The following is a 26442-nucleotide window of genomic DNA, read 5'->3' on the forward strand; positions in this document are numbered from 1 at the left end:
ACCTCCCACGCCGGGACGGTCGCCAACGGCCCCGCCCCGTCTACTCGTCACCTGTCCCGCCCGTCTGCCCACCACCTGCCGGTGGCGTCCTCCTTGAGCGAGGCGCTCAGGGCGGCCGTGGCGGCAAGCAGGATGAGGATGGCCAGGGCCTGCAGCCCCGGCTGGTTGAGCGCGGCGGCCAGAGGGACCATCATGGACCCCAGGACCATGAGGACCCACCCGGCGAGGCGGCTAAGAGACAGAAGCACGGTACGGTCCTTTCCTGATCAGGCCCCGGCCGGGCACCCCCGGGGCCGGGGGACCTGCAAGGGCCACAAGAGACACGGACGGCCGACGAGCTGCCGACCTGACAGGTCCTATTCCACAGGAGGCGCCGCGACCGCGAATCACCCCCGGGAAGGAAAACACGAACCAGATCTCCCCCAGAAGGAGGAGACCACCCTCACAGCACCGGGCAGGACCTCGGGACCGCCCGGGCTGACGCAGAGCTCACCGTGCCGCCCCGGGGGGCGCACCAGGACTGGGCGCCAGCAGCGGCCTGCCGCAACCGGACCAGCGCAGGTCCTGCGGCAGGTGGCAGTCAGACTTCCTGCGCCAGCAGCCCACAGGCCTCCAGGGTGGTGCGCAGCGCCTCGACCTCTTCCGCCTGCGCGCGTACCAGGGGCAGGCGCAGGGCGGCGTGGGGCAGGCGCCCCTGGAGCACCAGGGCCTCCTTGGCCATGACCGCCCCCTGGCCACCCCCCATCATGGCCCGCACCAGGGGCCTCATGCGCTGGGCGACGGCCCGGGCACCTGCCAGGTCCCCGGAGTCGACCTCGGCGATCATCTCTCGCCAGGAGTGGGCGTCGGCGTGAGCCACCACGGATACGACGCCGGAGGCACCATGGGTCAGCCAGGCGAAGTTGAGGCCGTCGTCGCCGGAGTAGTACTCCAGCCCTGTGGCCTCCATGCGCTCAAAGCCCTGCTCGACGTCACCGGTGGCGTCCTTGACCGCCTTGACGCGGGGGTGCTCGGCCAGGCGGGCCAGGGTCTGGTCACTGATCCGTACCCCGGTGCGGCCGGGGATGTCGTAGATCATGACCGGCAGGTCGGTGGCCTCTACCACGGCCATGATGTGGCGGTAGACGCCCTCCTGACTGGGACGGTTGTAGTAGGGGGCGTTGACCAGGAGCCCCTGCGCCCCCGCCTCCTGGGAGCCTACGCCGATACGTACCGCGTGGGCGGTGTCGTTGGAGCCTGCCCCGGCGATGACCATGGCGCGCTCCCCCAGGGCCGCCTTGACCTCCCTGATGAGCAGCTGCTTCTCCGGAAGGTGGGTGGTGGGGGCCTCCCCGGTGGTGCCCGACAGCAGGACCGTGTCCACACCGTCGTCCACGAGGCTGACGGCCAGGGCACAGGCGGCGTCCACGTCCACCTCGCCACCAGGGGTGAAGGGCGTGACCATGGCGACACCGACGGAGCCGAAGGTGCGGGAGGCAGCGATGCTCATGGGACAAGCCTACCGGTAGCGCTCAGCACAGCCTATCGCTTTGGTCATGTGTTCTTCGCCAGCCCGTCGGTCCCCTCCCCGGACCGCCCGGATGGCTGGGTGGCGCCCGGGCAGGATAGGCTCCGGGCATGACGGCTCCTAGCACGCCTGACACGCCTGAGGGCGACGGCCCTGACGACGTCGCACCGGGCCCAGTGCCAGGCCCGTCGCACGCGGACGCCGGTGCCCGGGACGCGGACACCACAGGCGCCACAGGTGCCAACGGGTTCGTGCGAGAGGCCCGCCCCGAGGACCTTGCCGCCATCGGCTCCGTCCACGCCGCCTCCATGCTGGCCTCCCTGGAGGCCGGTCACCGCGGCGCCCACGGCACGGGCCTGCCTGAAGGGGTGCGCGCCATGATCTCCGCCCCTGTCATCGCCACCGGCTGGCAGGAAGCCGTGACCTCGCCCCCCTCCCGGGAGCACCACGTGCTCGTTGCGACGCAGGCAGGGTCAGTGGTCGGCCTGCTGGGGCTCGCGCCAACCCAGTCACTCAGTACGGCCAGGGCAGCCAGTGACCGGGACGCGGACCCCGGCAGCCCCGAGGACGGCGCGAGTGAGCACCCCGCTGCTGGCGCAGGCGCCCTGGCACCCACGGGAGCTGGCGGAGCGCAGGGTCCTCTGCTCCTCAATGACGCTCAGGCGCCCGAGGACCGGGAGCCCCTGCCCGCGGCCGAGGTGACGGCCCTGGGCGTGGACCCGGCCCACCAGCGACGCGGCCACGGCTCCCGCCTGCTGGCCGCCGCCGCCGACACCGCCCGGGGCCACGGAGCCCGGGCGCTCGTGGTATGGGCGGTGCGGGGGGACGAGTCGCTGTCCTGGTTCCTGCGCTCAGCCGGTCTGGAGCCCACCGGGGCACAGCGCCAGCTCGGCGTGGGTCAGGGAGTCACCGAGGACTGCTGGGTGGCCGGGCTGTAGGGGCGCACTGAGCAGGCCTACCAGCCCCGCGTCAGGCCGCCGTGTCCTCCCGGCTCTTCGCAGATCTACCGACTCCTCGCCACATACCACCGTACGCGTAGCTTCCGAGGAGTCGGTAGGTCTCGACAGCTGGCCCCGCAAATCCAGCACCTTCCCTCAGGCGACGTGGCCCAGCGGCCTGATCCGCGCCAGCGCCTCACCGTGGGAGTCCTCTACCAGATCGAGGTCGTACCTGGCCTGGAGGTTCAGCCAGAACTCCGCCGTCGTGCCCAGGTATCGGGCCAGCCGGGCTGCCGTGTCGGCGGTCACCGCTCGCTTGCCCAGCACGATCTCGTTGATGCGGCGCGGCGGGACCCCGACCGCCACCGCGACCTTGTTCTGGGTGATCCCCAACTCCTTGATGAAGTCCTCCATGAGTACCTCTCCCGGATGGACCGGGGCGATGCGGTCAGTGGTAGTCAACGATCTCAACCTCCTCAGGGCCAGCAGCAGTCCACACGAAGCAGAGCCGCCACTGGGCGTTTATCCTGATACTGTGCTGACCAGACCGGTCGCCCCTCAGACGCTCGAGGTGGTTTCCCGGTGGCGCCCGTAGGTCTTCAAGAGACGCGGCAGCACCGAGCTGGCGAAGCTTGCGCAGGGCAACCCGTTCGACGCGCGCGTCAAGTGAGGCAACGTGCTCGCGACGCCACAGCCTTTCTGTTGCCTTGTCCGCGAACGACCTGATCACGGCCCAAGCATATAACGGACCGCGTCATTAACGCAAGACGGTAAACGGATTCCTCGGAACAGCCGAGGTGCAGCCAGCGCGTCGGGACACCTGCCACCGGTCCTGAGGCTGGTCACGTCTTTTGATCACGGGGATCTCCCGCTACACCTCCAGCAGGGCGTCCAGCCCCACCGTCAGGCCCTCCAGCCCGCCCACCTGGCGCACCGCCAGGATGACACCGGGCATGAAGGAGGCGCGGTCAAAGGAGTCGGTACGGATGGTCAGCTGCTCCCCCGGGTTGCCCAGGACCACCTCCTCGTGCGCCGTCAGCCCGCGCAGGCGCACGGCGTGGACGTGGATACCGTCCACCACCGCGCCCCGGGCACCGTCTGGGTCGGCCTGGGTGGCGTCAGGCACCGGACCCAGACCGACCGCCGCCCGGGCGGCGGCGATCCCACGGGCGGTGGCCAGGGCGGTGCCAGAGGGGGCGTCCACCTTGTCCGGGTGGTGGAGCTCGATGACCTCTGCGGACTCGAAGAAGCGTGCGGCCCTGGCAGCCAGGCTCATGGCCAGCACGGCGGACAGGGCGAAGTTCGGGGCGACGAGCACGCTGCGCCCGGCGGCCTCGGGGCGGGCCAGGTGCTCACGCACGCGCTTATAGGCCTCCTCGCTCCAGCCGGTGGTACCCACGACGACGTCGCAGCCCGCGTCAACAAGCGCGTGGACGTTGGTCTCGGTCACCGACGGCACGGTGAAGTCCACGGCGACCTGCGCGCCACCCAGGTGCTCGGCGTCGAGGGTGTCCCCCACGTCCAGACGGGCCACCAGCTCCAGCCCCTCAGCCTGCTCCACCGCCTGGCACACGGTGGAGCCCATGCGCCCGGCGGCACCGATGACAGCGACGGTGATACTCATGACCCGACCCTAGCAGCCGTAGCCACAGGCGGCGCACGGTCTAGAGATCGCTCCTGGTCAGTCTGTGGTGGCCCCACAGGAGCAGGGGCAGGCACCAGGCTGCAGCGACCAGCACCGTGGGCACCGGCTCCTCCAGCCAGGTGGAGGGGGGTATGCTGGCCACGCCTTGCAGCCTGGCGATGACGGCGTTGGGCATGACCGTGTGCACCCAGTCAGGAAGCCGGATGGTCCACCTGCCCATTGTCAGCACCGCTGGCACCAGTATGACCAGCACCTGGGCCACCCCCACCACCAGCGCCAGGGCCATGGCGGCAGTCGCGACCGAGCGCGTTCCCATCGCCACCAGAGCGCCGGCCACGCTGACAAGGGCCAGCACCAGCGCCGCACGGACCACGGTCTCCAGGGAGGCAGCCAGCTCGAGGGGGACGCCCCGGTAGTCCGCGTAGGGACCGGTCGTCGCGACAAGCCCCAGCATGAGCAGCAGCGCTGGGATACCCACGACCACCCCGGTACCGACCATCTGTGCCCAGAACAGCCTGGAACGCCTGCCTGCTGCCACCACCGTGGACATGATGGCGCCGGAGGAGTACTCAGCACCAGCGACGACGACGCCCGCGAGCCCGGCGGGCAGCGACGCGAGCTGAACCCCGGGGACCCCCACGTGGGAGGAGAAGAAGGCGACAACACAGAGCTCGAGGACGACGAGAACCTGGACAGAACGGGTCCTTACCGCCTTGCCGAGCTCGCTGACCAGCACCCGGCGCCAGGTCACCACTGGCTGGACGGATCGCTCCTCAGTCATGACTCCTGGCCTCCTTCCTCCTGCACGCGGAAGAACCAGTCCTCCAGGGACCGCCTCGCCTCACGCATCTCCGTGAAGAGGACGCCCTCGTCCAGGAAGGCCGTCTGCACCTCCTGGATACCCGCGTCTATGACTACAGCGTCCTTGCTCTCACCCTCGCGCACCGTGGTCGCCACCTGCCAGCCCCGCGAGCGTGCCAGGGCAACCGCCTGGCTGAGCTCGTCAACGCGCACGAGGACCCCACCAGGGCGCCGCACCTCGTCGGTGCGAACCTGGGCGAGCACCCTGCCCTCCTTGAGGGCGACGACGCGGTCAGCAACGTCCTCGACCTCCGCGAGCAGGTGGGAGGAGACCAGCACGGCCCTGCCCTGACCGGCCAGCCTGCGTAGAAGAGATCGCAGCCAGCGCACCCCCTCGGGGTCAAGACCGTTGAAGGGCTCGTCCAGCACGAGGTTGTGCGGATCGCCCAGCATGGCCGCTGCCAGCGACAGGCGCTGGCGCATCCCCAGGGAGTAGGTACCGACCCTGCGGTCCCCGACCGCGCCGATACCGGCCTCATCCAGGCACTGCCGCACACGGGCCACCGGGACGCCGCAGGTACGCGCCAGACCCGCGAGGCACTGGAGCCCTGTGCGGGAGCCCACCCAGTGGTCCGGTCCCAGTACCAGTCCCAGGTGCCGCAGCGGGTCCGGCAGCGCCCCTGGTGCAGCACCGTCCACCAGGACCTCTCCCCCGTCCGCACGTACCAGTCCACCGATCGTCTTTAGGGCAGTGGTCTTGCCGGCACCGTTAGGACCGACCACACAGGTCACCATGCCGTCAGGTGCCGCAAAGGAGGTACAAGAGAATCCAAGCACACCTTGATAACGCTTCTCTACATCCCTCAAAAAAAGCATTGTAACCTCATGCCACCCTTCGTAAACTAGCGAACAATCAACGCAGCCGAGCCCTCATTAACCTACCACCCGAAATTTCATAAACAGCATCAGCTGACCTCAATGTGGAATCACGATGGGTAGCACAGATAACCGCCATTCCCCTTCTTCTCAGCCTGTCAATAACCACCATTTCCGTAGACACATCCAAAGCGCTAGTGGCCTCATCAAGAACCATCACCGAGCAGTCTCTAAGTACCGCGCGCGCAATAGCCAGCCTCTGACGCTGGCCGCCCGAGATGCCTACACCGGCGTCACCCACCACTGTGTCCAGTTCCATGGGCATCATCCTAACTTCATGAGAAAGTTCGACAACGTCCAGGGCCTGAAAAAGTAAATCATCAGAAAACGAATCCTCAACGCCGAGCAACAAATTATACCTAAGCGATCCCGCCATGATCTGAGGGTCCTGGGAGACAACCCCGAAAAGACTCCGGACGGACTTAACAGTCAGCATGTCCTTGCTAACACCATCGAATTTGATATCTCCACCGTCAATGTTTTCCAAGCCAATAACAGTACGCAGAAGCGTAGTCTTACCGGAGCCAGTCCTACCCTTGATCCCTATAAAATCGCCAGGCTTTACTGTCAAGGAAACATCTCTCAACACAGGGGCAGAAGAACCTCCGTAACGCTTGACCACGTTAGACAAAGTCAGGCTACGCCGAAAAGTGGCATCACCAACTTCACCACCTGACACTGCCTTCGAACTTTCCTGCGGAGCAGAAAGAAGATCCCTAACACGCTCCAAAGCGACGCCTGATGTCAGGATCTGCTGAGCGGAATATGATATCATCATCGCAGAGCCTAGCACCGAACCAAGAAGGGAGTTAACTCCCGCAATCAAACCAATAGAGACACCGCCCTGAGTAAACATAAGCAAACCATAAGCAAGAATACATAAAGGCAATACTTGCTGCACAAAAATACCAACAGCTTGAACCACCGACTGGAAACGCGAAAACATATACTCGCTTAAAACCTCAGCGCCAAGTGAACCGGCCCAACTAGATGAAACACGATGTTCAGCCTGAGCGAGCTTAATAGCCTCAGCCGCTGCACATATTCCAACCAACTGGCCTTGAGCGGAACTCGCCGCATTAACGCTAGCCATAGACAGATGATACAACCGCCGACCAGAGAAAAAGAGGAAAAATGCGTAGAGCGTGAGAACAATACACACGCATGCACCGACCTCTGTCCACAACAAGGCCAATACCACAACGGAAACCAACATGGAACCCAAGTCGAAAATCGCCATCAGCAAAACGTTGGCCACCAAGTTCTGCACAACCTGCACTCCGACAATTCTATTAACGACGTCCCCGATAGACCGACCTTGCACATAACGAAAAGAAGCGTTAAGAAACGCAGAAAGCAACTGGGAACTCACAGACATACGTACGCTGGCACCCAGTTGCGCAGAAGCTACGCCACGCGCAAGCATCGCCAAGCCCGAGCCAAGGCCAAATGCAAGCAAAGACAAACAGCATACTACAAAGGTATCATAGTTGAGGCCAAGCGTTACGCGACCGAATAACGTTGCCGTCAACCAAGCACCGAGTGCCGGAACAGCTTGAACGACGAATGCCGCAGCGATCGAAAGCAAAAGCCTTGGCCGATCAACAAACCGAAAAAACAGCCGTCCAGCAGAACAACTCCGCTGGATCGCAGCGCCCAGCCGAGCTAGACGACTGAATCGTTGAGAAGAAGTGTCCACAACTCTAATCAAGATGCCCGTAAACGACCTAGAATACTCCTCAACTGAAACCATATAACGTCCCCGCTGAGGATCAACGACTGCAAATCCTCGTCGACTAGCACCTTCAACAACAACCCAATGAGAAAAACGCCAATATACGATGCAAGGACCCCGAAATTCGCTGCCACTAAAATAACTGATGTCATCTATTTGCTCGACCACGTAGTGAACTGCTAACTTATCGAACAATTCCGTTATAGCAGCAACGGAAGTACCGTCCCTTCCCCAACTAACCATTTCCCGCAACGCCTCCATCGAAACACCTCGTCCGAAGGACGCGAGCAACATACTGACACATGCAAGACCACAGTCAGTTTCAGACTGCTGAAAACGTACAAATGGAACGCGCCGAAAAGACATCAACACCACCCGAAAATTATAGAACGACGAAGAGAACCCAGGCAGCCCCCGAGGCGACCAAGACGACCAGCGACGCTACCAGCATCAGCAATGGAAATACGATAATAGGCCGATACACCTCTCGAGGAAGCCCACGATATCGTTCCTTATGTGCCCTCATTGCGTCCTCTCGAAACAACCGTCGCCCACCTCTCATCAGTCAAATGCCAAATCAACTCTAGGAATATCAGCACAGATAAGAAGTGGGAAGTTCCAGCGATCGCCGCCGTAACGCATAAGCGACAAACCAATTCCCGAAAGACCCGTCATCACACCCGGAACTTCCAGTCCCCTTGGTACGCCACAGACCAGGCCGTCTTCATATGCCTGAACAATTACAGACCGCCAATAAGTATCAGCCTCCTGTAATAAACTGACAGCAGTGCAGTCCGAAAACAACTCACTACTCCTCATCCTAAAACGTTCAATTCGACTAAGTATCTCCAATGAGCCAAGTCGTCCGTGACACAAAGCCATCGAGTTCATGTAATGACTCCCCTCCTTCAGCAAACTACGAGAAACAGTCTCCTCAATGGCGTCCAGCATGTCTTCTACAATGCCCGACTCGGAAAATATGTCTGGAGAAAACCCCTTCTCCAACAACTGGAGCCTTGCCAGAGCGACTCCCGGTGCTCCATGACACCATGATATCATACCTGGTACCCCAGGAGAAGAAGATGTCTCGTCCCTTAGATCGGGCCAGAATCCCAGAGTATCACGCCATTCTTTCTCAAACACAAGTCCTCCGTCTATGAAACTACGAAACTCGTCCGTGTCGCATAGTACGGAGGCATCCGCAAGGGCATTGACGACACCAGAAGCACCATGAGAGTACCCCACTAGCGCATTCCTGCCCATATGATCTTGCTGCCACGAACAAGATCCCGACTTCCCCCATTCTGCAGTTGAACAAAGATTACGGGCATGCATCTCAGCCAACTTAGCAGTCGCCTCTCTAACCTCAGGCACCGCAGCCGAAAGACTCCGCAATGCCTCAATGAGGCCCGCTGAACCAGACACCACATCAAGGTATCGTTCATCAGGACGCCGCATCATCAACGCCTTGGTAATGGCAGCAAGAGACTCCTTCAGGTATCCATCTTCGTCTCCAAGTACCGCAACTACGTGAGACAAAAAGTATATTCCTCCACCTATAGCACCATACAAGCCTATGTCGTTATAAGGCGGATTCTGGGAATCGGATGTGTTCTCAGATACAGACCTGGCCACATGTGTAAGGAACATGGAGACCTGGCGGGCCAAAGCAACACTCGTCTCCTCCGCATCCCTGTCAGCAAAGGCAAGGCCCAAATACATGAGCGCGTAACCAATTCCAGAATCTCCATTATAAAGATCCATTGCCACAGGCTGTACGGACCATTTCTCATTCCCTACTACTGTTATAGAGTACCAGCCACCTTTGTTCCCCAACAATGCTTTCCGGCAAAGCCTTCTAGTAACCTCTCGAGCCGCTTCGGAGGCACACTCCTTAACACTCAACTCCAACTGCGAACCTGTGTTAACAGACCCGCGGAGAAGGAGGGGATGAATACGGTTAGGGTGATCGAGCTCATAATCCTCACCAGCAACAGACGTCACATATGAGGCGCGGATAAACCACAGTTGTCTCTCGAGATCGTCATCGTCAAATGCATTGACATGGGTTGACCACCAGGAACGCAGGTCCTGTCGAATATCAGCGACCTCAGTGCCATCAGTATCGACAATCTTCGTTTCCGCGAACGGAACAGAAAAGAAAGGAACGTCCAGTCTTCTCATCTGTTTCAGTTCGCTGAACCATATACGAGGATCTGCCAGCGAGGGAAAGCGCCAGACATAACTGAATAGACGCTCAACCTCTGTTCCTTCCCTCATGTAGTCGGGATGGTTAGAGGTCATGAGCATAATGGAATAGGCCATAGTTGCCTTAAGAACTATACGCACTGGCGCTCCATTGAACTCATCAATTAGTCCGCGTGGCCCCACCAGCTCTGCCTTGTTTTCCTTGATATGGCGGTAAGCCAACTCAAATCCTCTAATTACCTCCGTTTCGTAACTCGTCCAGTCACCGGCCTCAGATCCATAGTATGGAGCATTAGCTTCTGCGCCCATTTCAACATAGTCGTACTTGACCTCAGAGTCAAGGCTGTCTACTGAGGGAATAATTGGAACCTCGAACGGACTTCTTCTGCCTTCGGAGTAAGCAGCGCCCCAGATATGTGCAGCATCGTCATTCTGGTCAGTCGGCAGTATTCCGGTATGAAGACAGGTGAAAGTGCGAGCCTCGTCTGAGCTCTCCAGATTAAGAGACAGTCCTGGCCTCACCACCTTATCCACTTGAGGAGCGAACAGAGTCTCCGCGTCGATTAGCACCGGATGAGCTCCACTTGCCACTATATTCTCGTGATGTAGATCGGTAAGCCCAAACGCATATGCTGCCGCAAGGAGCACTCCTAGTTCTTCATAGAACTGAGAGAAAGCAAAATGCCCATCAGCCGGTAGGTGTTCGATATACTCCTGCCACCCATATCCCTCCTTACAGAAGCAACTAGGTACCATAAGCGACAGTCCTAAGCGAGAAGACAGCCGTTCAATGTAACCAAAGAACAGCGCCTCGGCTTGCATTGACCTAGGTTTGTATACAAGACCCTTCCCTCCCTCAAAGTAGATTACCGTTACCGACCGTCCACCATTATGTTTATCACCCTTCGAGAACGATACTCCGGTCATAACGCTCAGGCCCTGTAGGTAATCCTTCAGTAACTGTTGCTCATCGCTGAGCAGCCTATTAAGCAGTTCTCTCCTGGAACGCACTGTTGTCAGAACCCTTGTCACTAACCTTCTACCAAGCGTAGCATACTCCTCGAACAACTCCTCATAGAAGGAACTTCTGCCCATCGTCGAAGTATAGTCCGCTAACGTATAGCGCGAACCGGCATGCTCGTGCTCGTGTTTAGCTACATGAACCTCCAAGATTAGGGTCTGAGTCACCAACATCTTAAGTTCGTCACGAGGAGCCGCGCAGAACTGTTTCACAAATTCGTCACCCAAACGCATATTCTCAAAACTCGCTGCAACTCGCTTTATTTCCGAGTTGAGTTGATTGCTAATATACTTTTCAAAAGGTCGAAGAAAGATCTCCACCGCGTCGGTTCTACTACCTTGTCCGACACCGTCGTTCTCCTCTGTCTCCGTAACTAGAGCTAGTATCTGGAGGAGTGTAGCCACCCAGGTTCCGTCTACGTTCGAATGAACAATTGACTGGGAGGAATAATCGACGATGCCAAGCCGCGACGACATATCGGCAAGTGACTTGAATCCGTGTTCCTGAAGAAATAGTTGCTCGTCGCCAGCCTCGTAACCGGGGTACTGCTCCAGTATCATCTTCATTCGAACAGCTCCCTTCTCTGTACTGACAGATTCCGGTGTTACAACGATTTCCTCATCAATAAAAGACGCCTTCTTCGCGATGGCCTCGATATCCACGTCTCCTCCTGGAAAACTACACATAGAACTTGAACTCGAGTACACTGTGCTGGGGACAACCGCGACTGAGGTTGTCCCCAGCACAGTCAGTACGGAGGCTGTCATCCCCAGTCCTCAGACTGGGGACGACCCATCTCACAGCCTCGGTTGCTGAGTCAGCAGGTACAGCTCGCATAGGCCGATGGACATGGAGTCTTGTTCACCGTAACGCAGTTAAACGCGGTATGTCCGCAATCTCCTCTTGTCAGGCCACCGCAACAACCGAGGCTCCAGAAGTCGCCGTTATTGGAGCCAGCGCCAGCAAGTTCTGAGACACTAGACAACGTTGCTATGCTCAGTTCTGCGCTGCCACTTGGGTGATTTGTTGTAGTCGCGCTGTTCACTTGGTCCAGACGCTTGTAAGGTGTCTTCCACATTTCGATGATAGTCATTATGATCATTCCCTGATGGTGCTAAACTTACGAAAGACATGTATGCAGGTTGAGGCGCCAGGAGAATCGGTGCACCAGTTTATGCCGTTGGAGCAAGCAGAACATGTTGTCATTTCCTCAACCACGTCTGGTTGAGCCCACCGATGGATACCATTACCACAAGTATCCACGGGTATCGGCATGATACATACAGTTCTTTATCTCGGGCGCGCATGTTGGGACTCTAACCGTTTATACGATGCTGTTCATATGATCACTTCCACAACTTTTGATTGCGTTTCGTGTGGTTGTCTTTAGGATTCCTGGTCTTCAGAGGGAGTTCCTGCGTTACATACTACAGCACCCCTTTGACCCTCGAAATGCGCATGTGCCAAACAATGTTGTGCAGATATAGTTTAAGACAGTTACAGCAACAGGGAGTTCTTTGGCATTGCTCTCAAGCTCCCCCATAAGCAGCGATTCTGGGAGGTCAGCCCTTCCTGCTGGATCATACCCAATGTCTGACACAATAGTTCGCTGCTTACTCTGTGCCGGAGTTTGCCAGGTTGTCAATGTCGGGAAACTACTTTCTGCCCCCACGGTGTTAGTAGAAGTCATGACAGATTACCTTTCTTCAAGAGTCATAGCGATATTAGTTGGTGGATGGTTGTTTTTCAGCAACATCCCTTGGTGAATGCGCCACAGGTTCCAGCGCAGGCTGTTGTGTCAAAAGTGAAGCATCCCAATGCTACTGTCGCTCCTATTCCTATGGTCCACGTACCGAACTTATTGGCATCAGACCCAGCGCCGCTTGCGGAGATCTCTTCGGGTGACAAACTCGATCTGCCGCATACAGCATTTGCAAGAGTCGCCTTAATGTTCTGTTCGCGCCGACTGTGCGGCGAGTCTTTATAACTGGAGGAACACATCTTAACCCTTTCCTAGAAACTGTCTGTTATGGGATGGTGTATGGCTAGAATTAGTGAAATGAGCACATAAGTTGTCTCCTACTATTGTTTGCTAGTGATAACTGCCTTAAACAAGTTCAACCCTGACGAATCCAGATGACCGTATACTGCGCATACAAGCAAAGACACAGTTTCATGTCAACTATACGCTATCAGTACCCGGATAACATTTGAGCTCGGACATCTTCGTACGTTGCCATTCCCCCTTCTTCTTTGCTGAAGTTCACTAGCGAAACAGAAGAACCTTCAGTTGAGGGGAGAATCAACGTGTGGTCGCTTTCCAGTGATTCAAGGAGTTCTTTGTATCTCCTTTTTTTGACGATTGGGCCACTTACGGCGGGTACTATATAGACAGGTGCGACAGTAAATGCTATGGCCGCCAAAGCCAGATTACTGCTACTGAGCTGCTTTATTTTGACCATTGAGTTGAGGGACGCTGGCGCAACGAGAACTTTATCCGCCCAGTACGCTAGTTCCTTATGAGTTGCTTTGCCGCTGACTTGCCAGGAACTTTCGAGGTATGTCTGCTGACCTGTTATTGCTGACATAGCGTTAGTAGACAGGAAGTGCTCAGCACTCGGAGTCAGTACACATTTGATTGATATATCATGATCATTTCTTAGTTGCAGCATCCATGCGGGCATCAGTGCAGCCCCCACAGCTCCGGTGATAACTGTCAGCATATGCAACACGGTTTTCTTCTTTCTCGGAAGCAAAAGTTGTCGGGATACAGCGCCGCAGCTACAGTCTCCGCTGCTTGTTTATGTGGCGGAAATATCGTTCTGACGCAGAATGACGAGCGCGGCATGGGTATCGCATCATCAGACCGTTTTCGACGTAACTGTTGCTTTAATGTCTCCTTTGGTTGAAATATATTTTCAGAAGAATAGCAGCGACGACACTTACAGCCACCAATAATGGCGGAGCAGCCTCTGCAACTATGCCGTCAGAGATGGTTGGCGCTCCCAGGAGTAAGTTGCTCGATCGCTGCGGAGAGTTATTCAGGGTAGCGCTGACAAACATAACTACATGCATGTAACTCATTCTTTTTGCCCATTTGATTTTAGTCTCGCTGATGTTTCTCAGCCAGTACCACCATGCGGCATGTTCCAGCATGAGTGCCAGCATCGCTACTACTGGACCTGCTGTTGTTTCTGATCCGTTCGGTAACCGCTGCATCGACAGGTAGATGCTGGCCGCGTGCGCGCAACAGAGCAAAGCGCCTGCAAGAAAAAGCAGCCGCACAACCATCAGTCTTGAAGGAATAGGCTGGGTCTTGCATGATGCCTGTGCCTGCAAGTCGGAACTCATAGGCCACCTCTCCAGTTACGGAGGCTGATTGGTGAGGACGTCCTTGTATCTTTCCGGTCGAATCCAAGGTAACTGCCCAAGTCCGAGGACGCAAGGGGGGGGGCGGCATGATGTCAAGTTCAGGGCAGTGTTGTTTGTCACGTAACATAGCGGCCTTAGGCTACCCTTTTCCGCATCGAGCCCCGTCGATTCAGGCTAGGCGCCTGCCCGCGCACCACCAGGATGAGACCGGGCATGGAAGCGAGACCGGTCTGAGGGCAGCTACCTCGGCTGGCACTCACTGGCCAGGCGGGCGATGTGGAGGGTCAGGTAGGCCAGCTCGGCGTCGGTCAGGCGCGGCCCGTTGAGCTCCAGGAGGGCGCGCACTCGCGTGGCAGCGCGGAAGGCCAGAGGCTGCGCCCGGCGGATCGGTGTGACCAGGTCCTCCAGGGAGTCAGATATCTGGCGGCCGTCCTCCAGACGGACGAACAGGTAGCGCAGGTGGGTGGCGAATCGCGCGGTGCTCATGGCCTGCTCGTCCACCTGGATCCCCAGGACGGCGGAGACCACTCCGAGGATCTGGGTGATGGTCCTGGTCATGCGCACCGTGGGGGCAAGGTCGGAACCGGCGAACTGCGCGTTGACCAGGTGCAGTGCCAGGGTGGTGGCCTCGCCGTCCTCCAGCCTCACCCCCAGGCGCTCGCCCACCAGGACGACCGTCTGCCGCCCCCACCGGGTCTCCTCCGGGTAGAGCTGCTGGACCTCCCAGCGCAGCGGGTGCTCCACGCTGATACCGGCCCGGCTGCGCTCCACGGCGAAGCGCAGGTGGTCGGCGACGGCCAACACCAGTGCCTGGCTGACGCCAACCCGTCCCTGGGCACGCACCGGCTCCAGCGCTTCCGAGGCGAGCCGCACGGTTTCCAGCGGCGTCTCGGACAGGAAGGACACCAGCCTGGGCACGGAGTGGTCGGCGTCGGGGACGAAGACCTCCGAGACCGACCCGGCGTCCACCGGATCCCCCAGGTGCCTGCCGTAGCCGATGCCCCGTCCCAGGAGCACCGCCTGGCCCGCGTCGCGGTCCCGGGCCAGCACGGCGTTGTTGTTGAGCACCCTGACGATCTGCCAGTGCGCAGCCCTGCTTCCTGCCGACATGCCTGTGCCCTTCCCCGCCGCTGGCTCAGGCCCGCCTCACGTGAGGTCCCCTGACCCGGCTGGCTCCCTGGCCCCCCGGAGAGCCGTAGCCAGCTCCTCGCCGTGCCTGACGCTGGACTGCGGGTAGAGCAGCACCTTGTCGTAGGCGTCGGCGTTAGTGACGACGACCGGGGTGAGGGTCCTGTACCCCGCCTTGGCGATCGCCTCGCGATCGAGCTCCATGAGCAGGTCGCCGGCCCTCACCTCCTGGCCGGCCTCGACGTGGCTGGTGAAGTGCTGGCCGTCGAGCTCGACGGTGTCGATGCCGATGTGGATGAGGAGCTCGACACCGTCCTCAGAGATGAGTCCCAGCGCGTGCCTGGTGGCGGCGACCATGACCACCCTGCCGTCAAAGGGCGCGTAGATACCGTCCTCACCGGGCTCCACGGCAACACCCTTGCCCATGGCACCGGAGGCGAAGACAGCGTCGGGGACGTCGCGCAGGGGCACGAGGTCCCCGGACACCGGGCTGGAGACGACGTAGCGCTGGGAGGCCGCCGCCAGCTGCTCGTCATAGCTCTCCTCGCCCAGCTGGGAGACCATCGTGCCGGGCTCCGCAGAGGCCCCGTTCCCCTCGGCGGTGCCGACGTCCCTGCCCGCACCACTGACGTCCCCGGCGTTGTCAGAGTCCTTGTCAGAGTCCTGGGGGTCCTCGAAGCCGGTCACCCACACCAGGACGATCGCGCCAAGGAAGGCCACCAGGCAGCCGATGACCTCGCCGACCAGCGAGCTGGGCACGGTCTCGGAGTAGCTGTTGAGGATGGTCAGCGGGCCGGGCAGGCCGGCGTAGGCGTAGGAGCGAGAGCCGAACAGGGCCACAACGACCGCTCCGGCCGCGCCGGCGGCGCAGCCCATGACGAAGGGCCGCTTGAGCCTCAGGGTGACGCCGTAGATCGCAGGCTCGGTGATACCGAAGATGCCGGTGACCGCGGCCGAGCCAGCCACCCCGCGCATCTGGCGCGAGCGGGTGCGGGTGAGCACGCCCACGGCGGCCCCCACCTGGCCGATGACCGCCGCGGTCTGGAAGGCCTGGAAGGTGTCCTGGCCGTAGAGGTCGTAGTTGGCCAGGACCATGGGTGTGACCCCCCAGTGGACACCGAAGATGACGGCGACCTGCCACACCCCGCCGATGATGGCTCCCGCCACGACGGGGGCGCGCTCGACCAGCCAGTTGTACCCGTTGGCGATCCCGGTGGCGCCCGCGCTGGACAGCGGGCCGATGACCAGGAAGGTCAGGGGCACCATGATGACGAGGCAGAAGAAGGGGGTGAACAGCTGCCTGGCGGCCGCTGGCAGGTACTTGTTGAGGAAGCGCTCCAGGTAGGACAGCAGCCACACGAGAATGAGGGGTGGCAGCACCGAGGAGGTGTAGACGGTGGGTGACATGGGGATGGTGAGGAAGCTGACGGTCTCCCCCTCCGAGATGGAGTCCGCCAGGGTGGTCCAGTCCGGGTTCATGATGGCCGCGCAGCACAGGACGGCGATGAACATGTTGGTCTGGAAGTGGCGCGAGGCGGTGATCGCGATGAGGACGGGAAGGAACGTGAAGGGCGTCCAGGACATGAAGGACAGCACCTGGTCCGTCCCGGTACCGGTGAAGGCCGGGTGGACCATGCGGGTGATGATCAGTGCCCCCTGGAGGATGCCGGCAGCCGCGAGCACGTAGATGAAGGGGGCGAAGACGCCGGACATCGTGGCGATGACCCGGTTGAGGACGGACTGCCTGGGGACCTCGGCCTCCGCATCAGCACGGTTGGCGAGGTCGAGCTCCTCGGCGACGGCGTCGTAGACCTCGGTGACGTGGTTGCCGATGACGACCTGGAACTGGCCACCCGACTCGACGACGGTGATGACGCCGGCCATCTGGGAGACCTTGTCCTTGGCTCCCTCCGGCGTGCTGGCCAGGACCAGCCGCAGCCGGGTGGCGCAGCGCGAGGCCTGGCGGATGTTGTCGCCACCGCCGACGACCTTGATGATGTCGCGGGCGAGCCTGGGGTAGTCGCGAACCTTCTCAGCCATTGAGAAACGCTCCTTCGAGGGGTCAACGTCGATGCACCCGGGCAACCACAACAGCCGCGCGCCACAGCAGCACTGACAGTGCCGCACGGGTCAGGCTGGCCCAGGTGTGGCGCCACGCCGCCCACGTCCTGACGGGACAGCAGCGGGTACCACGGTCGACTTCGGGTTCTTGCCTCGACGGAGTAACAGGCCCGACAGCCAGCATCCAGGCTACGTGGCACGACGGCGCCAGCACAAGCCCCTGGCGCTAGCCAGGAGGATCACGGAACCTTTCAGGTCCTCCGGGATCCCGCAACGACACCCGGACAGGGCACGACAACACCCCGGGCCATCGCAGGCACCTCGGCACGAGACACCTCGCCCTCAGCAGAGTCCCAGGTGTAGTCCCGCAGGGACAGCGGCCAGGTCGGGTCAGTCCCCCGGCCCCACCAGCACCTGGCAGCGCTGCTGGGCCACCAGCCACGCTGCCAGGTCACGCACCTCCTGGGCAGTGACCTGGTCCAGGAGACGCAGGCTCTCTCCCATGGAGCGCAGGCGCCCGGTCACCACCTCGCTGCGGCCCAGTCGGCTCATCCTGGCCAGGGAGTCCTCGCCTCCCAGCACCATGGCGCCACGCAGCTGGCCGCGAGCGCGAGCCATCTCCCGCTGCGTGGGGCCGTGGGCGGCCAGCTTCTCGAACTCACCGAGCATGACAGCCCCCACCTCCTCCACCTTGCGCGGCGCGCAGCCCGCGTACAGGCCGAAGGCCCCCGCCCCGGCGTAGGAGATATCAAAGGCGTAGGTGGTGTAGGCCAGCCCACGCCTCTCCCGGACCTCCTGGAACAGGCGCGAGGACATGCCTCCGCCTAGCACGGTGGTCAGCACGCTCATGGCCCAGCGGCGCTCGTCACGCACCGGAATACCCTGGCAGGCCAGGTAGAGGTGGGCCTGCTCCGTGTCACGCCCCACCCTCACATCGTGGACCTCCAGGGGCGTGACAGGCTCGGTCTCGAAACGACGTGGCCTGGGTGCCACCGGGGAAGAGTCCCACCCCGCACGAGCCAGGTCCTGGCTGACCCGCTCGCACAGCTCGTCATGGTCCACCGCTCCGGCAGCAGCCACGACCAGGGCGTCGGAGGCGTAGGTGCGCCGGTAGTGGTCCCACACGGCCTCGCGCGGCACCTCGGAGACGGTCTCGTAGGACCCGCCGATCGGCCGACCCAGCGGGGTCCCGTCCCCGAAGGCGGCCCGGGCGAAGGCCTCCTGGGCGACCTCGGCAGGGTCGTCGGCGGCCTCAGCCAGCTCGGAGACGATGACGCCGCGCTCGGTCTCCACCTCATCAGGGTCCAGGAGGGAGGAGGTGACCATGTCCGTCACGACGTCCAGCGCGTCCATGGCGTCAGGGGCCAGGACCCGGGCGTAGTAGGAGGTGTGCTCCTTGGAGGTGGCGGCGTTGGCCTCACCGCCGATCATGTCGAAGGCCTCGGCAATCTCGCTGGCGCTGCGAGTTGTGGTGCCCTTGAACAGCAGGTGCTCCAGGAAGTGGGTCGAACCCTCCTGCCCGCTGGCCTCGTCGCGGGAGCCCACCCCCAGCCACAGACCGATCGCCGTGGAGCGCAGGCCCGGCACCGCCTCGGTGATGACGCGCACGCCGCCAGGAAGCACGCTGCGCCGCGTCAGCGCCCCGTCGTCCTCCAGCGAGAGCTCGGTGCCAGCCTGCCCAGGCACACCACGCACCAGCTCGGCCTCGGTGTAGCCCTCAGAGCGCTGCGCGCCGACGACGGGTGTCCCCGGCCCGGCCCCCGGGGAGGAGCCGGTCGAGGGGACCGTCCCGCCTGACGCACTGTCTGCCCTACCGTCAGTGGCACGAGCTGTCGCGCTGCGTGCCGCACTACCTGCTGCACTGGTCATCACCGGCTGAGCCTACCGAACAGCGAGGGCTCCGGCAGACCCGTTCCAGGTGCCAGGTGGGCTGGCGCGCAGCCATCCCTTGCTGACGCCCCCACCCGGTCGGGCTCCGTCCAACCTCGTGAAGAAGCCGGCTGACGCTATTCCTGACACCCCCCACCCAGGCGAGATCCGTGCCAGGTGGGTTGGCACGGATCCCGCTGAGATGGAACTACTCACAGGGGTTGTCCCAAGCCACCCGGAGAATGTGACAGCACACGCATAAACTGACCTCTTCGCGGGACGGTGCGGCTGCTTGTCCTGCCGGGCGATCCGCCTTGAGGCTGCACTCAGGCCGAGCCCCCGCTCGTGCGTCACTCTTCTTCTGAGTCCCCCTCCCGCAGCGGCGTGCGCTCCACCGAGACAGCGCCAGCCTGAGAGGTGAGCCGGGCGACGGCGTCCCTGATGCGCTGGCCGACCGCGGCATCAATGCTGTCCCAGTACCACAGGGCACGCTCCAGCACCTCGGGCCGCTCGACCTGGACCAGGCTGTCCGAGACTGTCTCCACCAGCCGCTGGCGCTGGGCCTCGGTAAAGACGTCACGCACCAGGGTGCCGGCCTGGCTGAAGTCGTCGTCGTCCTCCCGGAGGGTCTGGGCAGCGACCACCATCTCGCCGTCAGCCTCCCACCCGTCCTCCAGGCGGCCCTGCTCGTCAGCGTAGGGGCGGCCACCGGAGTTGGCGGCGTAGGTCGGCTGGCCGCCAGAGTGGAAGTAGCGCATCGGCCCGTCGAAGGTGTAGGTGTTGGCGCGCTCACGCACCTCCGGCAGGGGCTGGTTGACCGGAAGCTGGTCGTGGTTGACGCCGAGCCTGGCCCGGTGTGCGTCAGCGTAGGCGAAGACACGGGCCAGCAGCATGCGGTCCGGGGAGAACCCGATGCCCGGGACGATGTTGGAGGGGGCGAAGGCTGCCTGGTCGATCTGGGCGAAGAAGTTTGCCGGGTTCTCGTTGAGCGTCAGGGTCCCCACGGTAATGAGCGGGTAGTCCGCGTGGGGCCAGGTCTTGGTCAGGTCAAAGGGGTTGATCCGGTAGGTCTTGGCCTCCTCGTAGGGCATGACCTGGATGGACAGCGTCCAGCTCGGGTAGTCGCCCCGCTCGATGGCCTCAAACAGGTCGCGTCGGTGGAAGTCGGAGTCTATCCCGGCCAGCTCCTCGGCGTCCTGACCAGCCCAGTTCTCCACGCCTTGGTTGGTGTGGAAGTGGAACTTGGTCCAGAACCTCTCACCCGCCTCGTTGATGAGCATGTAGGTGTGGGACCCGTAGCCGTTCATGTGCCGCCAGGTGCGCGGCAGGCCCCGGTCCCCCATGAGGTAGGCAACCTGGTGGGCGCTCTCCGGGGACAGTGTCCAGAAGTCCCACTGCATGGTCTGGTCGCGCAGGCCCTTGTCCCCCAGGCGCTTCTGGCTGCGGATGAAGTGGGGGAACTTCATGGGGTCCCGAAGGAAGAAGACCGGGGTGTTGTTGCCCACCAGGTCCCAGTTGCCCTCGGTGGTGTAGAGCTTGAGGGCGAAGCCGCGCACGTCGCGCCAGGTGTCGGGCGAGCCAGCCTCCCCCGCGACGGTGGAGAAGCGCAGCAGTGCCCGTGTGTGCGTACCGGGTTGGAGGGCGGCAGCCTTGGTGTAGCGGCTGATGTCGTGGGTGATGACCAGCTCGCCGAAGGCTCCCGAGCCCTTGGCGTGGGGCTTGCGGTCAGGAATGTTCTCGCGGTTGAAGTGGGCCAGGGAGCTGACCAGGTGGTGGTCGTGGAGCAGCAGCGGCCCGTCCGGGCCCAGGGTGATGCTGTGGCGCTCGCTCGTGGCCGGGGCGCCGTTGGCTGTCGTGGACCCGGACCCGCTACTCAGATTGATCGGCTTTTCCAAAGCATTACCTCCTCATTGACGGTAAACACAATAGAATCACAAGGAGCTTCAGATCACCAGCAGGTTGCGGCCACAGCCACCAGGAGGAGCGACAATCACGAGAATGGCGCCAGAAGACCCACGCCGACGAACACGCTCACCAGCGTCAGTCGTGTCACGACAGAGTCGGCACCTCTGCCTATCCATCACCTTCCTGTTGCGAATTACCAGCCAGCAGGATCACGGAGCCACTGGGGCCAGACTGAGCGCGCACCGAGCACGCACGGTGGGGCCGGGCCTCTCGGCCCGGCCCCACTCGCAGCAGTAGCCAGCAGTGACCGACAGCGCCAGCCAACGACCAGCGGGACTGGCTAGGACGCCCGGTCGCAGCAGAGCGTCTACTCGTCCTCGGTGTAGTCCACGGCACGTGTGCGGCGCCGACGCGGACGGCGCTCGCGCCGCTGGCCATCACCGTCGTGGTCCCGGCGGCCCCAGTGCTCTGAGTGGCTGACCGCCTTGCGCGCAGCCTCGTTCTCCGCCTCTGCAGCCAGCTGCTCATCAGTGAGGACCGCGTTGAGAGAGAGCTTGCCGCGCTGGTCGATCTCCGCGAGCTCGACCTGAACCTTGTCACCCACGTTGAGGACGTCCTCGACGTTCTCAACACGCTTGCCGCCCACCAGTCGACGGATCTGGGAGACGTGGAGCAGCCCGTCCTTCCCCGGGGTCAGGGACACGAAGGCGCCGAAAGTCGTGGTCTTGACCACGGTCCCCACGAAGCGCTCGCCGATCTCCGGCATCTGGGGGTTGGCGATGGCGTTGACGGCCTCGCGGGCAGCCTCCGCCGAGGGGCCGTCCGCAGCACCGATGTAGACGGTGCCGTCGTCCTCGACCGTGAGGTCGGCGCCGGTGTCCTCCTGGATCTGGTTGATCATCTTGCCCTTGGGGCCGATCACCTCACCGATCTTGTCCACAGGGATCTGCACGGTCAGCACCCGCGGAGCGGTGGGAGCCATCTCGTCAGGGGCGTCAATAGCCTGTGCCAGCACGTCCAGGATGAAGAGACGGGCGTCGCGCGCCTGCCCCAGAGCACCAGCCAGGACCTCAGAGGGCAGGCCATCCAGCTTGGTGTCCAGCTGCAGGGCGGTGATGAAGTCCCGCGTGCCGGCGACCTTGAAGTCCATGTCGCCGAAGGCGTCCTCGCTGCCCAGGATGTCGGTGAGTGTGGCCCACCGGGTCTCGCCGTCGATCACCTCGTGCATGAGCCCCATGGCGATACCGGCCACGGGCGCGCGCAGCGGCACGCCCGCGTTGAGCAGGGACAGCGTGGAGGCGCACACCGAGCCCATGGAGGTGGACCCGTTGGAGCCCAGGGCCTCCGAGACCTGGCGGATGGCGTAGGGGAAGTCCTCCCGGCTGGGCAGCACCGGCACCAGCGCGCGCTCGGCCAGGTTTCCGTGCCCGACCTCCCGGCGCTTGGGGGCACCCACACGCCCTGTCTCACCGGTGGAGAAGGGCGGGAAGTTGTAGTTGTGCATGTAGCGCTTGTGGGTCACGGGCGAGAGGTCGTCCACCTGCTGCTCCATGCGCAGCATGTTGAGCGTGGTCACCCCCAGGATCTGGGTCTCCCCTCGCTCGAAGACAGCCGACCCGTGGACACGGGGCAGGACCTCCACCTCTGCGGCCAGGGTCCGGATGTCCTTGAGGCCGCGGCCGTCCATGCGCACGCCCTCGGTCAGGGTGCGGTGGCGCACAATCTTCTTGGTCACGGAGCGGAAGGCGGCCTTGAGGGCCTTGAGGTCCTCCTCAGCGGGGAAGGACTCGCCGACCTCGGCGAGGACCTGCTCCCGGACCGTGTCCACGGCCCCGTCACGAGCCTGCTTGCCCTCGGTGGCCAGGGCTGCGGCAAGACTGCGGGCCTGCGCCGCTTTCTCCACGGCGTCGTACTGCTCGTCGGTGTAGTCCAGGTAGAGGGGGAACTCCGCCGTGGGCTTGGAGGCGTGGGCGGCGACCTCGCCCTGGGCCTCGCACAGCGCCTTGATATGCGGCTTGGCCGCCTCCAGGCCCTCGGCCACGACCTCCTCGGTGGGGGCGACGGCTCCGGCCCGGATCAGGTCCCAGGCGTTCTCGGTGGCACCGGCCTCCACCATCATGATGGCCACGTCACCGGAGTCCAGGACCCGGCCGGCCACCACCATCTGGAACGTGGCCTGCTGCTGCTCGGAGTATCGGGGGAAGGCGACCCAGCTGCCGTTGACCAGCGCGATACGGGTGCCTGCCACCGGCCCGGAGAAGGGAAGGCCAGCGATCTGGGTGGACATGGAGGCGGCGTTGATAGCCAGGACGTCGTAGTCGTCGTCAGGGTGTATCGCCAGGACCGTCTCAACGACCTGGACCTCGTTGCGCAGCCCCTTGACGAAAGACGGGCGCAACGGACGGTCGATCAGGCGGCAGGCGAGGATGGCCGAGGTGCCGGCCCTGCCCTCGCGGCGGAAGAAGGAGCCGGGGATCTTGCCTGCCGCGTACTGACGCTCCTCCACGTCAACAGTGAGCGGGAAGAAGTCAAACTGGTCCTTGGGCTGCCTGCCGACAGTCGTGGCGGACAAGACGGCGGTCTCGCCGTCGAGGTAGGCCATGGCGCTTCCAGCAGCCTGCTTGGCCAGACGACCCGTCTCGAAGCGAACCACACGCTTGCCGAAGGGGCCGTTGTCAATCACTGCCTCCGCAGCAGTGACCTCGGGATCATCAATGAACATCTGCGATGCGTCTCTTTCTCGTGATCTGGGCCAGGCCGTGGCCTTCGATCGAGGCCCACGCAAGCAGGTACAGCCCCGCCCGACCCGTTGCGCGACCCCAGGAGGCGCGCCCTGAGAGCCACGACGCACCTGGCGAGGGGTCCCGATTCCGGGGGCCACCACCGAAAACCGACGGCGGCCGACATCCGCCGCACGGGAACCTGTTGTCCCCACGCGTGAGGCCGCTCGGACCGGGACGCTGGCAGGCGCCTTCAGAGCAGCCGCAGTGGATAATACCGTGCACACGCAGTCTGCGGCACCAGGGTGACCAGCGGGTCACGTGAGATCGGCCGCGTAGGTACACCTCCCTCACCCCTCGCCCCCGGCCCAGCATCGTCCCGCCGCCGTCCCGGGACCTTGGTGCCCTGGTGCCGCGCAGCCTGAGGTGTCATCGTGCTAGCAGGCCACCAGGAACCAGCCCCTGACAGGGCCAGACGGAGCCCACCGGCCCCGGAGAGGACGGGCCGTCATGACCCACCGCATGATCCTCAACCAGACCGGCTACTTCGGTCGCGGCTCGATCGGCTCCACCGCCCCAGAGATCGCACGCCGGAACCTGACCAGGGCCGTCATCGTCACCGACCCGCCAGCCGCAAGGGCATTTTCACGACCTGTACACCTCGCTGCTGTGAGGACAGGCGGAACCCCCCGGACGAGCCTGGGCCTGGTCTGCCCGACCTACCGGCGGATACCGAGGCGGGCGACCAGGGAGCGGTACCGGTCGATGTCCTCCTTCATGAGGTAGTCCAGGAGGCGGCGACGCTTACCAATGAGCAGGTAGAGCCCCCGGCGCGAGTGGTGGTCGTGGATGTGGCCCTTGAAGTGCTCGGTGAGGTTGGAGATGCGCTCGGTCAGGATGGCGACCTGGACCTCGGGTGAGCCCGTGTCGCCCTCGTGGGTCGCGTACTCGGCAACGAGCTGCTGCTTGCGCTGGGGGCTGATCGACATTCGGACTCCTCGGGTCTCGTTGCGCGGAGCACCGGGGCAGGTTCTCCCGGGCATGACTCGTCCGCGGCCGGTCTACGGCGGCGTAAGACTACCAGCGGGGACGAGGGTATGCGCCACCGCTCCCCTGTGGGGCAAAACACCCACAGGGGAGCACCTACAGGGCACCCTGAGGGGACCCCGCACGGAATCCACAGGGAGCCCGGCGGGTAAGGGAGTACGGGGCCGACGGGAACGACGGTAGACTCCAGCCCGGCCTGCCCGACGCCGCGCCGACCACGTTCCCGCAACCGTTCCCACCACGGCCCGTCCGACCGACACCGTGCTCTCGACCGTCTCCTCCGTCCCCACGACCCTCCGCTCCCACGCACTCCCAGGTCCCGCCGCCCGGCCAGGACCGCCCTTACCAGCACCAACGACCGGAAAGGACCGACCGATGCACCGCCGGAGCCGCCGCACCCTGCCTGCCCTCCTCCTGTCCGTCTTCCTGTCCGTCGTGGTGTTTCTCGGCGTGTCCACCTACCTGCTTCCCGGGCCCGGCACTCACAGCCTCTCCGCACCCACCACGCCCACGGCCGCTGCCAGCCCCGCCAGCACGGGCTGCGTCCCGCAGCTGACCCCGGGCACGACAACCGTGCAGGTCACCTTCTCCGGGCAGCGCTACCCCGTCCGCGTCCACCTGCCCGAGGAGTCCTCCACCCAGAAGACGGAGGACGGCACCCGCGAGGACCTCCCCGACCAGGCCACCTCGGCTGCTGGCCAGGAGAGCCCTGCGCTGGTCCTTGACCTTCACGGCTCCGACGCCAATGCCACCGCCCAGGCGCAGGTCAGCGGGCTGGACGAGGTTGCCGACGCCCACGGCTTCGTCGTGGCCCAGCCGACCGCCGCGATCCCGCTGGACTCCGCCAACCCGCTCCCCGACGGGAACTGGGCCTGGAACGTCCCCGGTGTCCCGATGGTCGCGGGCGAGTACCCTCCTGAGGACGCCCGTGACGACGTCGCCTTCCTCGCCGCGGTGGTGGACCACCTGGTCCAGGCGGCCTGCGTGGACTCCCAGCGGGTCTATGCCACGGGCTTCTCCGGGGGCGGGCGCATGGCCAGCGCCCTGGCCTGCGCCCGGCCCGACCTGCTTGCCGCAATCGCCCCCGTGGCTGGGCTGCGCGCGGGCAGGGCCGCCTACGACGACGCCTCCCAGACCGACCCTCTGACCTGCGACCCGGCGACAGAGGTCCCCGTGCTCACCTTCCACGGCACCGACGACTGGGTCAACCCCTACGAGGGCAGTGCCGACCCCCGCTGGGGCTACTCCGTGGACACCGCCCTGGGGCGCTGGGCGGAGCTCAACCAGTGCACGGAGCCACCCGCCCAGACCCAGGTCAGCGAGCAGGTGCTGCTCACCTCCTACGACGGCTGCCCTGGCGGCTCCGGGCGAGTGCAGGGCTACACCCTCGCCGGTGCGGGCCACACCTGGCCGGGAAGCGAGGCGGACTTTGGCGAGCTGGGAACCGTCTCCCAGGAGATCGGCGCCTCGGAGCTGATGTGGGAGTTCTTTGCCAAGCACCCCGGCCGGTAGAGGCATGCGGCAGGTGCCCTCCGATAAGTACGGGGCG

The 26442-nt window shown here is 63.1% G+C and carries 19 protein-coding genes; 2 read left to right on the forward strand and 17 right to left on the reverse strand.

What is annotated here, in order from left to right:
* Positions 1-47: 47 nt before the first annotated feature.
* Positions 48-248, reverse strand: coding sequence for a hypothetical protein (locus CWS50_RS07415; RefSeq protein ID WP_127842271.1), 201 nt, complete (start codon positions 246-248; stop codon positions 48-50).
* Positions 249-580: 332 nt separating this feature from the next.
* Positions 581-1489, reverse strand: a complete 909-nt coding sequence (gene dapA / locus CWS50_RS07420) for a 4-hydroxy-tetrahydrodipicolinate synthase (protein ID WP_127842272.1) — start codon at positions 1487-1489, stop codon at positions 581-583.
* Between the two features lie 128 nt (positions 1490-1617).
* Here dapA and CWS50_RS07425 point away from each other — a divergent pair, with 128 nt between their 5' ends.
* Positions 1618-2445 (forward strand): GNAT family N-acetyltransferase, encoded by an 828-nt coding sequence (locus tag CWS50_RS07425; RefSeq protein WP_127842273.1) that lies wholly within the window; start codon positions 1618-1620, stop codon positions 2443-2445.
* Between the two features lie 156 nt (positions 2446-2601).
* Here CWS50_RS07425 and CWS50_RS07430 read toward each other — a convergent pair whose 3' ends face one another.
* From CWS50_RS07430 to rpsO, 15 genes are all read right to left on the reverse strand, one after another.
* Positions 2602-2907, reverse strand: coding sequence for a HigA family addiction module antitoxin (locus CWS50_RS07430; protein WP_243118231.1), 306 nt, complete (start codon positions 2905-2907; stop codon positions 2602-2604).
* Positions 2894-3175 carry a type II toxin-antitoxin system RelE/ParE family toxin gene (locus CWS50_RS07435; protein WP_127842275.1) on the reverse strand — a complete coding sequence of 94 codons (282 nt, stop codon included), beginning with the start codon at positions 3173-3175 and terminating at the stop codon, positions 2894-2896. The genes CWS50_RS07430 and CWS50_RS07435 overlap by 14 nt, the downstream gene beginning before the upstream one ends.
* A gap of 141 nt (positions 3176-3316) precedes the next feature.
* Positions 3317-4069 (reverse strand): 4-hydroxy-tetrahydrodipicolinate reductase, encoded by a 753-nt coding sequence (dapB, locus tag CWS50_RS07440; RefSeq protein WP_127842276.1) that lies wholly within the window; start codon positions 4067-4069, stop codon positions 3317-3319.
* Between the two features lie 40 nt (positions 4070-4109).
* On the reverse strand, positions 4110-4871 hold the full coding sequence (locus CWS50_RS07445; protein ID WP_127842277.1) for a hypothetical protein: 762 nt from the start codon (positions 4869-4871) through the stop codon (positions 4110-4112).
* Positions 4868-5767 carry an ATP-binding cassette domain-containing protein gene (locus tag CWS50_RS07450; RefSeq protein ID WP_127842278.1) on the reverse strand — a complete coding sequence of 300 codons (900 nt, stop codon included), beginning with the start codon at positions 5765-5767 and terminating at the stop codon, positions 4868-4870. Before CWS50_RS07450 ends, CWS50_RS07445 begins: the two co-directional genes overlap by 4 nt.
* Before the next feature lie 37 nt (positions 5768-5804).
* The gene (locus tag CWS50_RS07455; protein WP_243118539.1) at positions 5805-7928 is read right to left on the reverse strand and encodes a peptidase domain-containing ABC transporter; all 2124 of its coding nucleotides are present in this window, start codon (positions 7926-7928) and stop codon (positions 5805-5807) included.
* 195 nt (positions 7929-8123) lie between these two features.
* The gene (lanM, locus tag CWS50_RS07460) at positions 8124-11453 is read right to left on the reverse strand and encodes a type 2 lanthipeptide synthetase LanM (RefSeq protein ID WP_164860102.1); all 3330 of its coding nucleotides are present in this window, start codon (positions 11451-11453) and stop codon (positions 8124-8126) included.
* Between the two features lie 1530 nt (positions 11454-12983).
* Positions 12984-13514 carry a flavoprotein gene (locus CWS50_RS07465; RefSeq protein WP_127842281.1) on the reverse strand — a complete coding sequence of 177 codons (531 nt, stop codon included), beginning with the start codon at positions 13512-13514 and terminating at the stop codon, positions 12984-12986.
* 166 nt (positions 13515-13680) lie between these two features.
* Positions 13681-14142, reverse strand: coding sequence for a hypothetical protein (locus CWS50_RS07470; protein WP_127842282.1), 462 nt, complete (start codon positions 14140-14142; stop codon positions 13681-13683).
* A gap of 261 nt (positions 14143-14403) precedes the next feature.
* On the reverse strand, positions 14404-15273 hold the full coding sequence (locus CWS50_RS07475) for a PRD domain-containing protein (protein WP_127842283.1): 870 nt from the start codon (positions 15271-15273) through the stop codon (positions 14404-14406).
* 36 nt (positions 15274-15309) lie between these two features.
* Positions 15310-17331 (reverse strand): beta-glucoside-specific PTS transporter subunit IIABC, encoded by a 2022-nt coding sequence (locus CWS50_RS07480; RefSeq protein WP_127842284.1) that lies wholly within the window; start codon positions 17329-17331, stop codon positions 15310-15312.
* A gap of 411 nt (positions 17332-17742) precedes the next feature.
* Complete coding sequence (locus tag CWS50_RS07485) at positions 17743-19224, reverse strand: M16 family metallopeptidase (RefSeq protein ID WP_243118232.1); 1482 nt, start codon at positions 19222-19224, stop codon at positions 17743-17745.
* 347 nt (positions 19225-19571) lie between these two features.
* The gene (locus CWS50_RS07490; protein ID WP_257494609.1) at positions 19572-21116 is read right to left on the reverse strand and encodes a catalase; all 1545 of its coding nucleotides are present in this window, start codon (positions 21114-21116) and stop codon (positions 19572-19574) included.
* A 377-nt stretch (positions 21117-21493) separates the two neighbouring features.
* The gene (locus CWS50_RS07495) at positions 21494-23848 is read right to left on the reverse strand and encodes a polyribonucleotide nucleotidyltransferase (protein ID WP_127842285.1); all 2355 of its coding nucleotides are present in this window, start codon (positions 23846-23848) and stop codon (positions 21494-21496) included.
* A gap of 717 nt (positions 23849-24565) precedes the next feature.
* Positions 24566-24835 (reverse strand): 30S ribosomal protein S15, encoded by a 270-nt coding sequence (rpsO, locus tag CWS50_RS07505; RefSeq protein ID WP_127842286.1) that lies wholly within the window; start codon positions 24833-24835, stop codon positions 24566-24568.
* A 433-nt stretch (positions 24836-25268) separates the two neighbouring features.
* Between rpsO and CWS50_RS07510 the strand changes: the two genes are divergently transcribed.
* Entirely contained in the window at positions 25269-26405 is a 1137-nt protein-coding gene (locus CWS50_RS07510) for a CE1 family esterase (RefSeq protein WP_127842287.1), read from the forward strand.
* The last annotated feature ends 37 nt before the right edge of the window (positions 26406-26442 follow it).

Origin of the sequence: Actinomyces wuliandei, from assembly GCF_004010955.1 — a bacterium.
Lineage (GTDB): Bacteria > Actinomycetota > Actinomycetes > Actinomycetales > Actinomycetaceae > Actinomyces > Actinomyces wuliandei.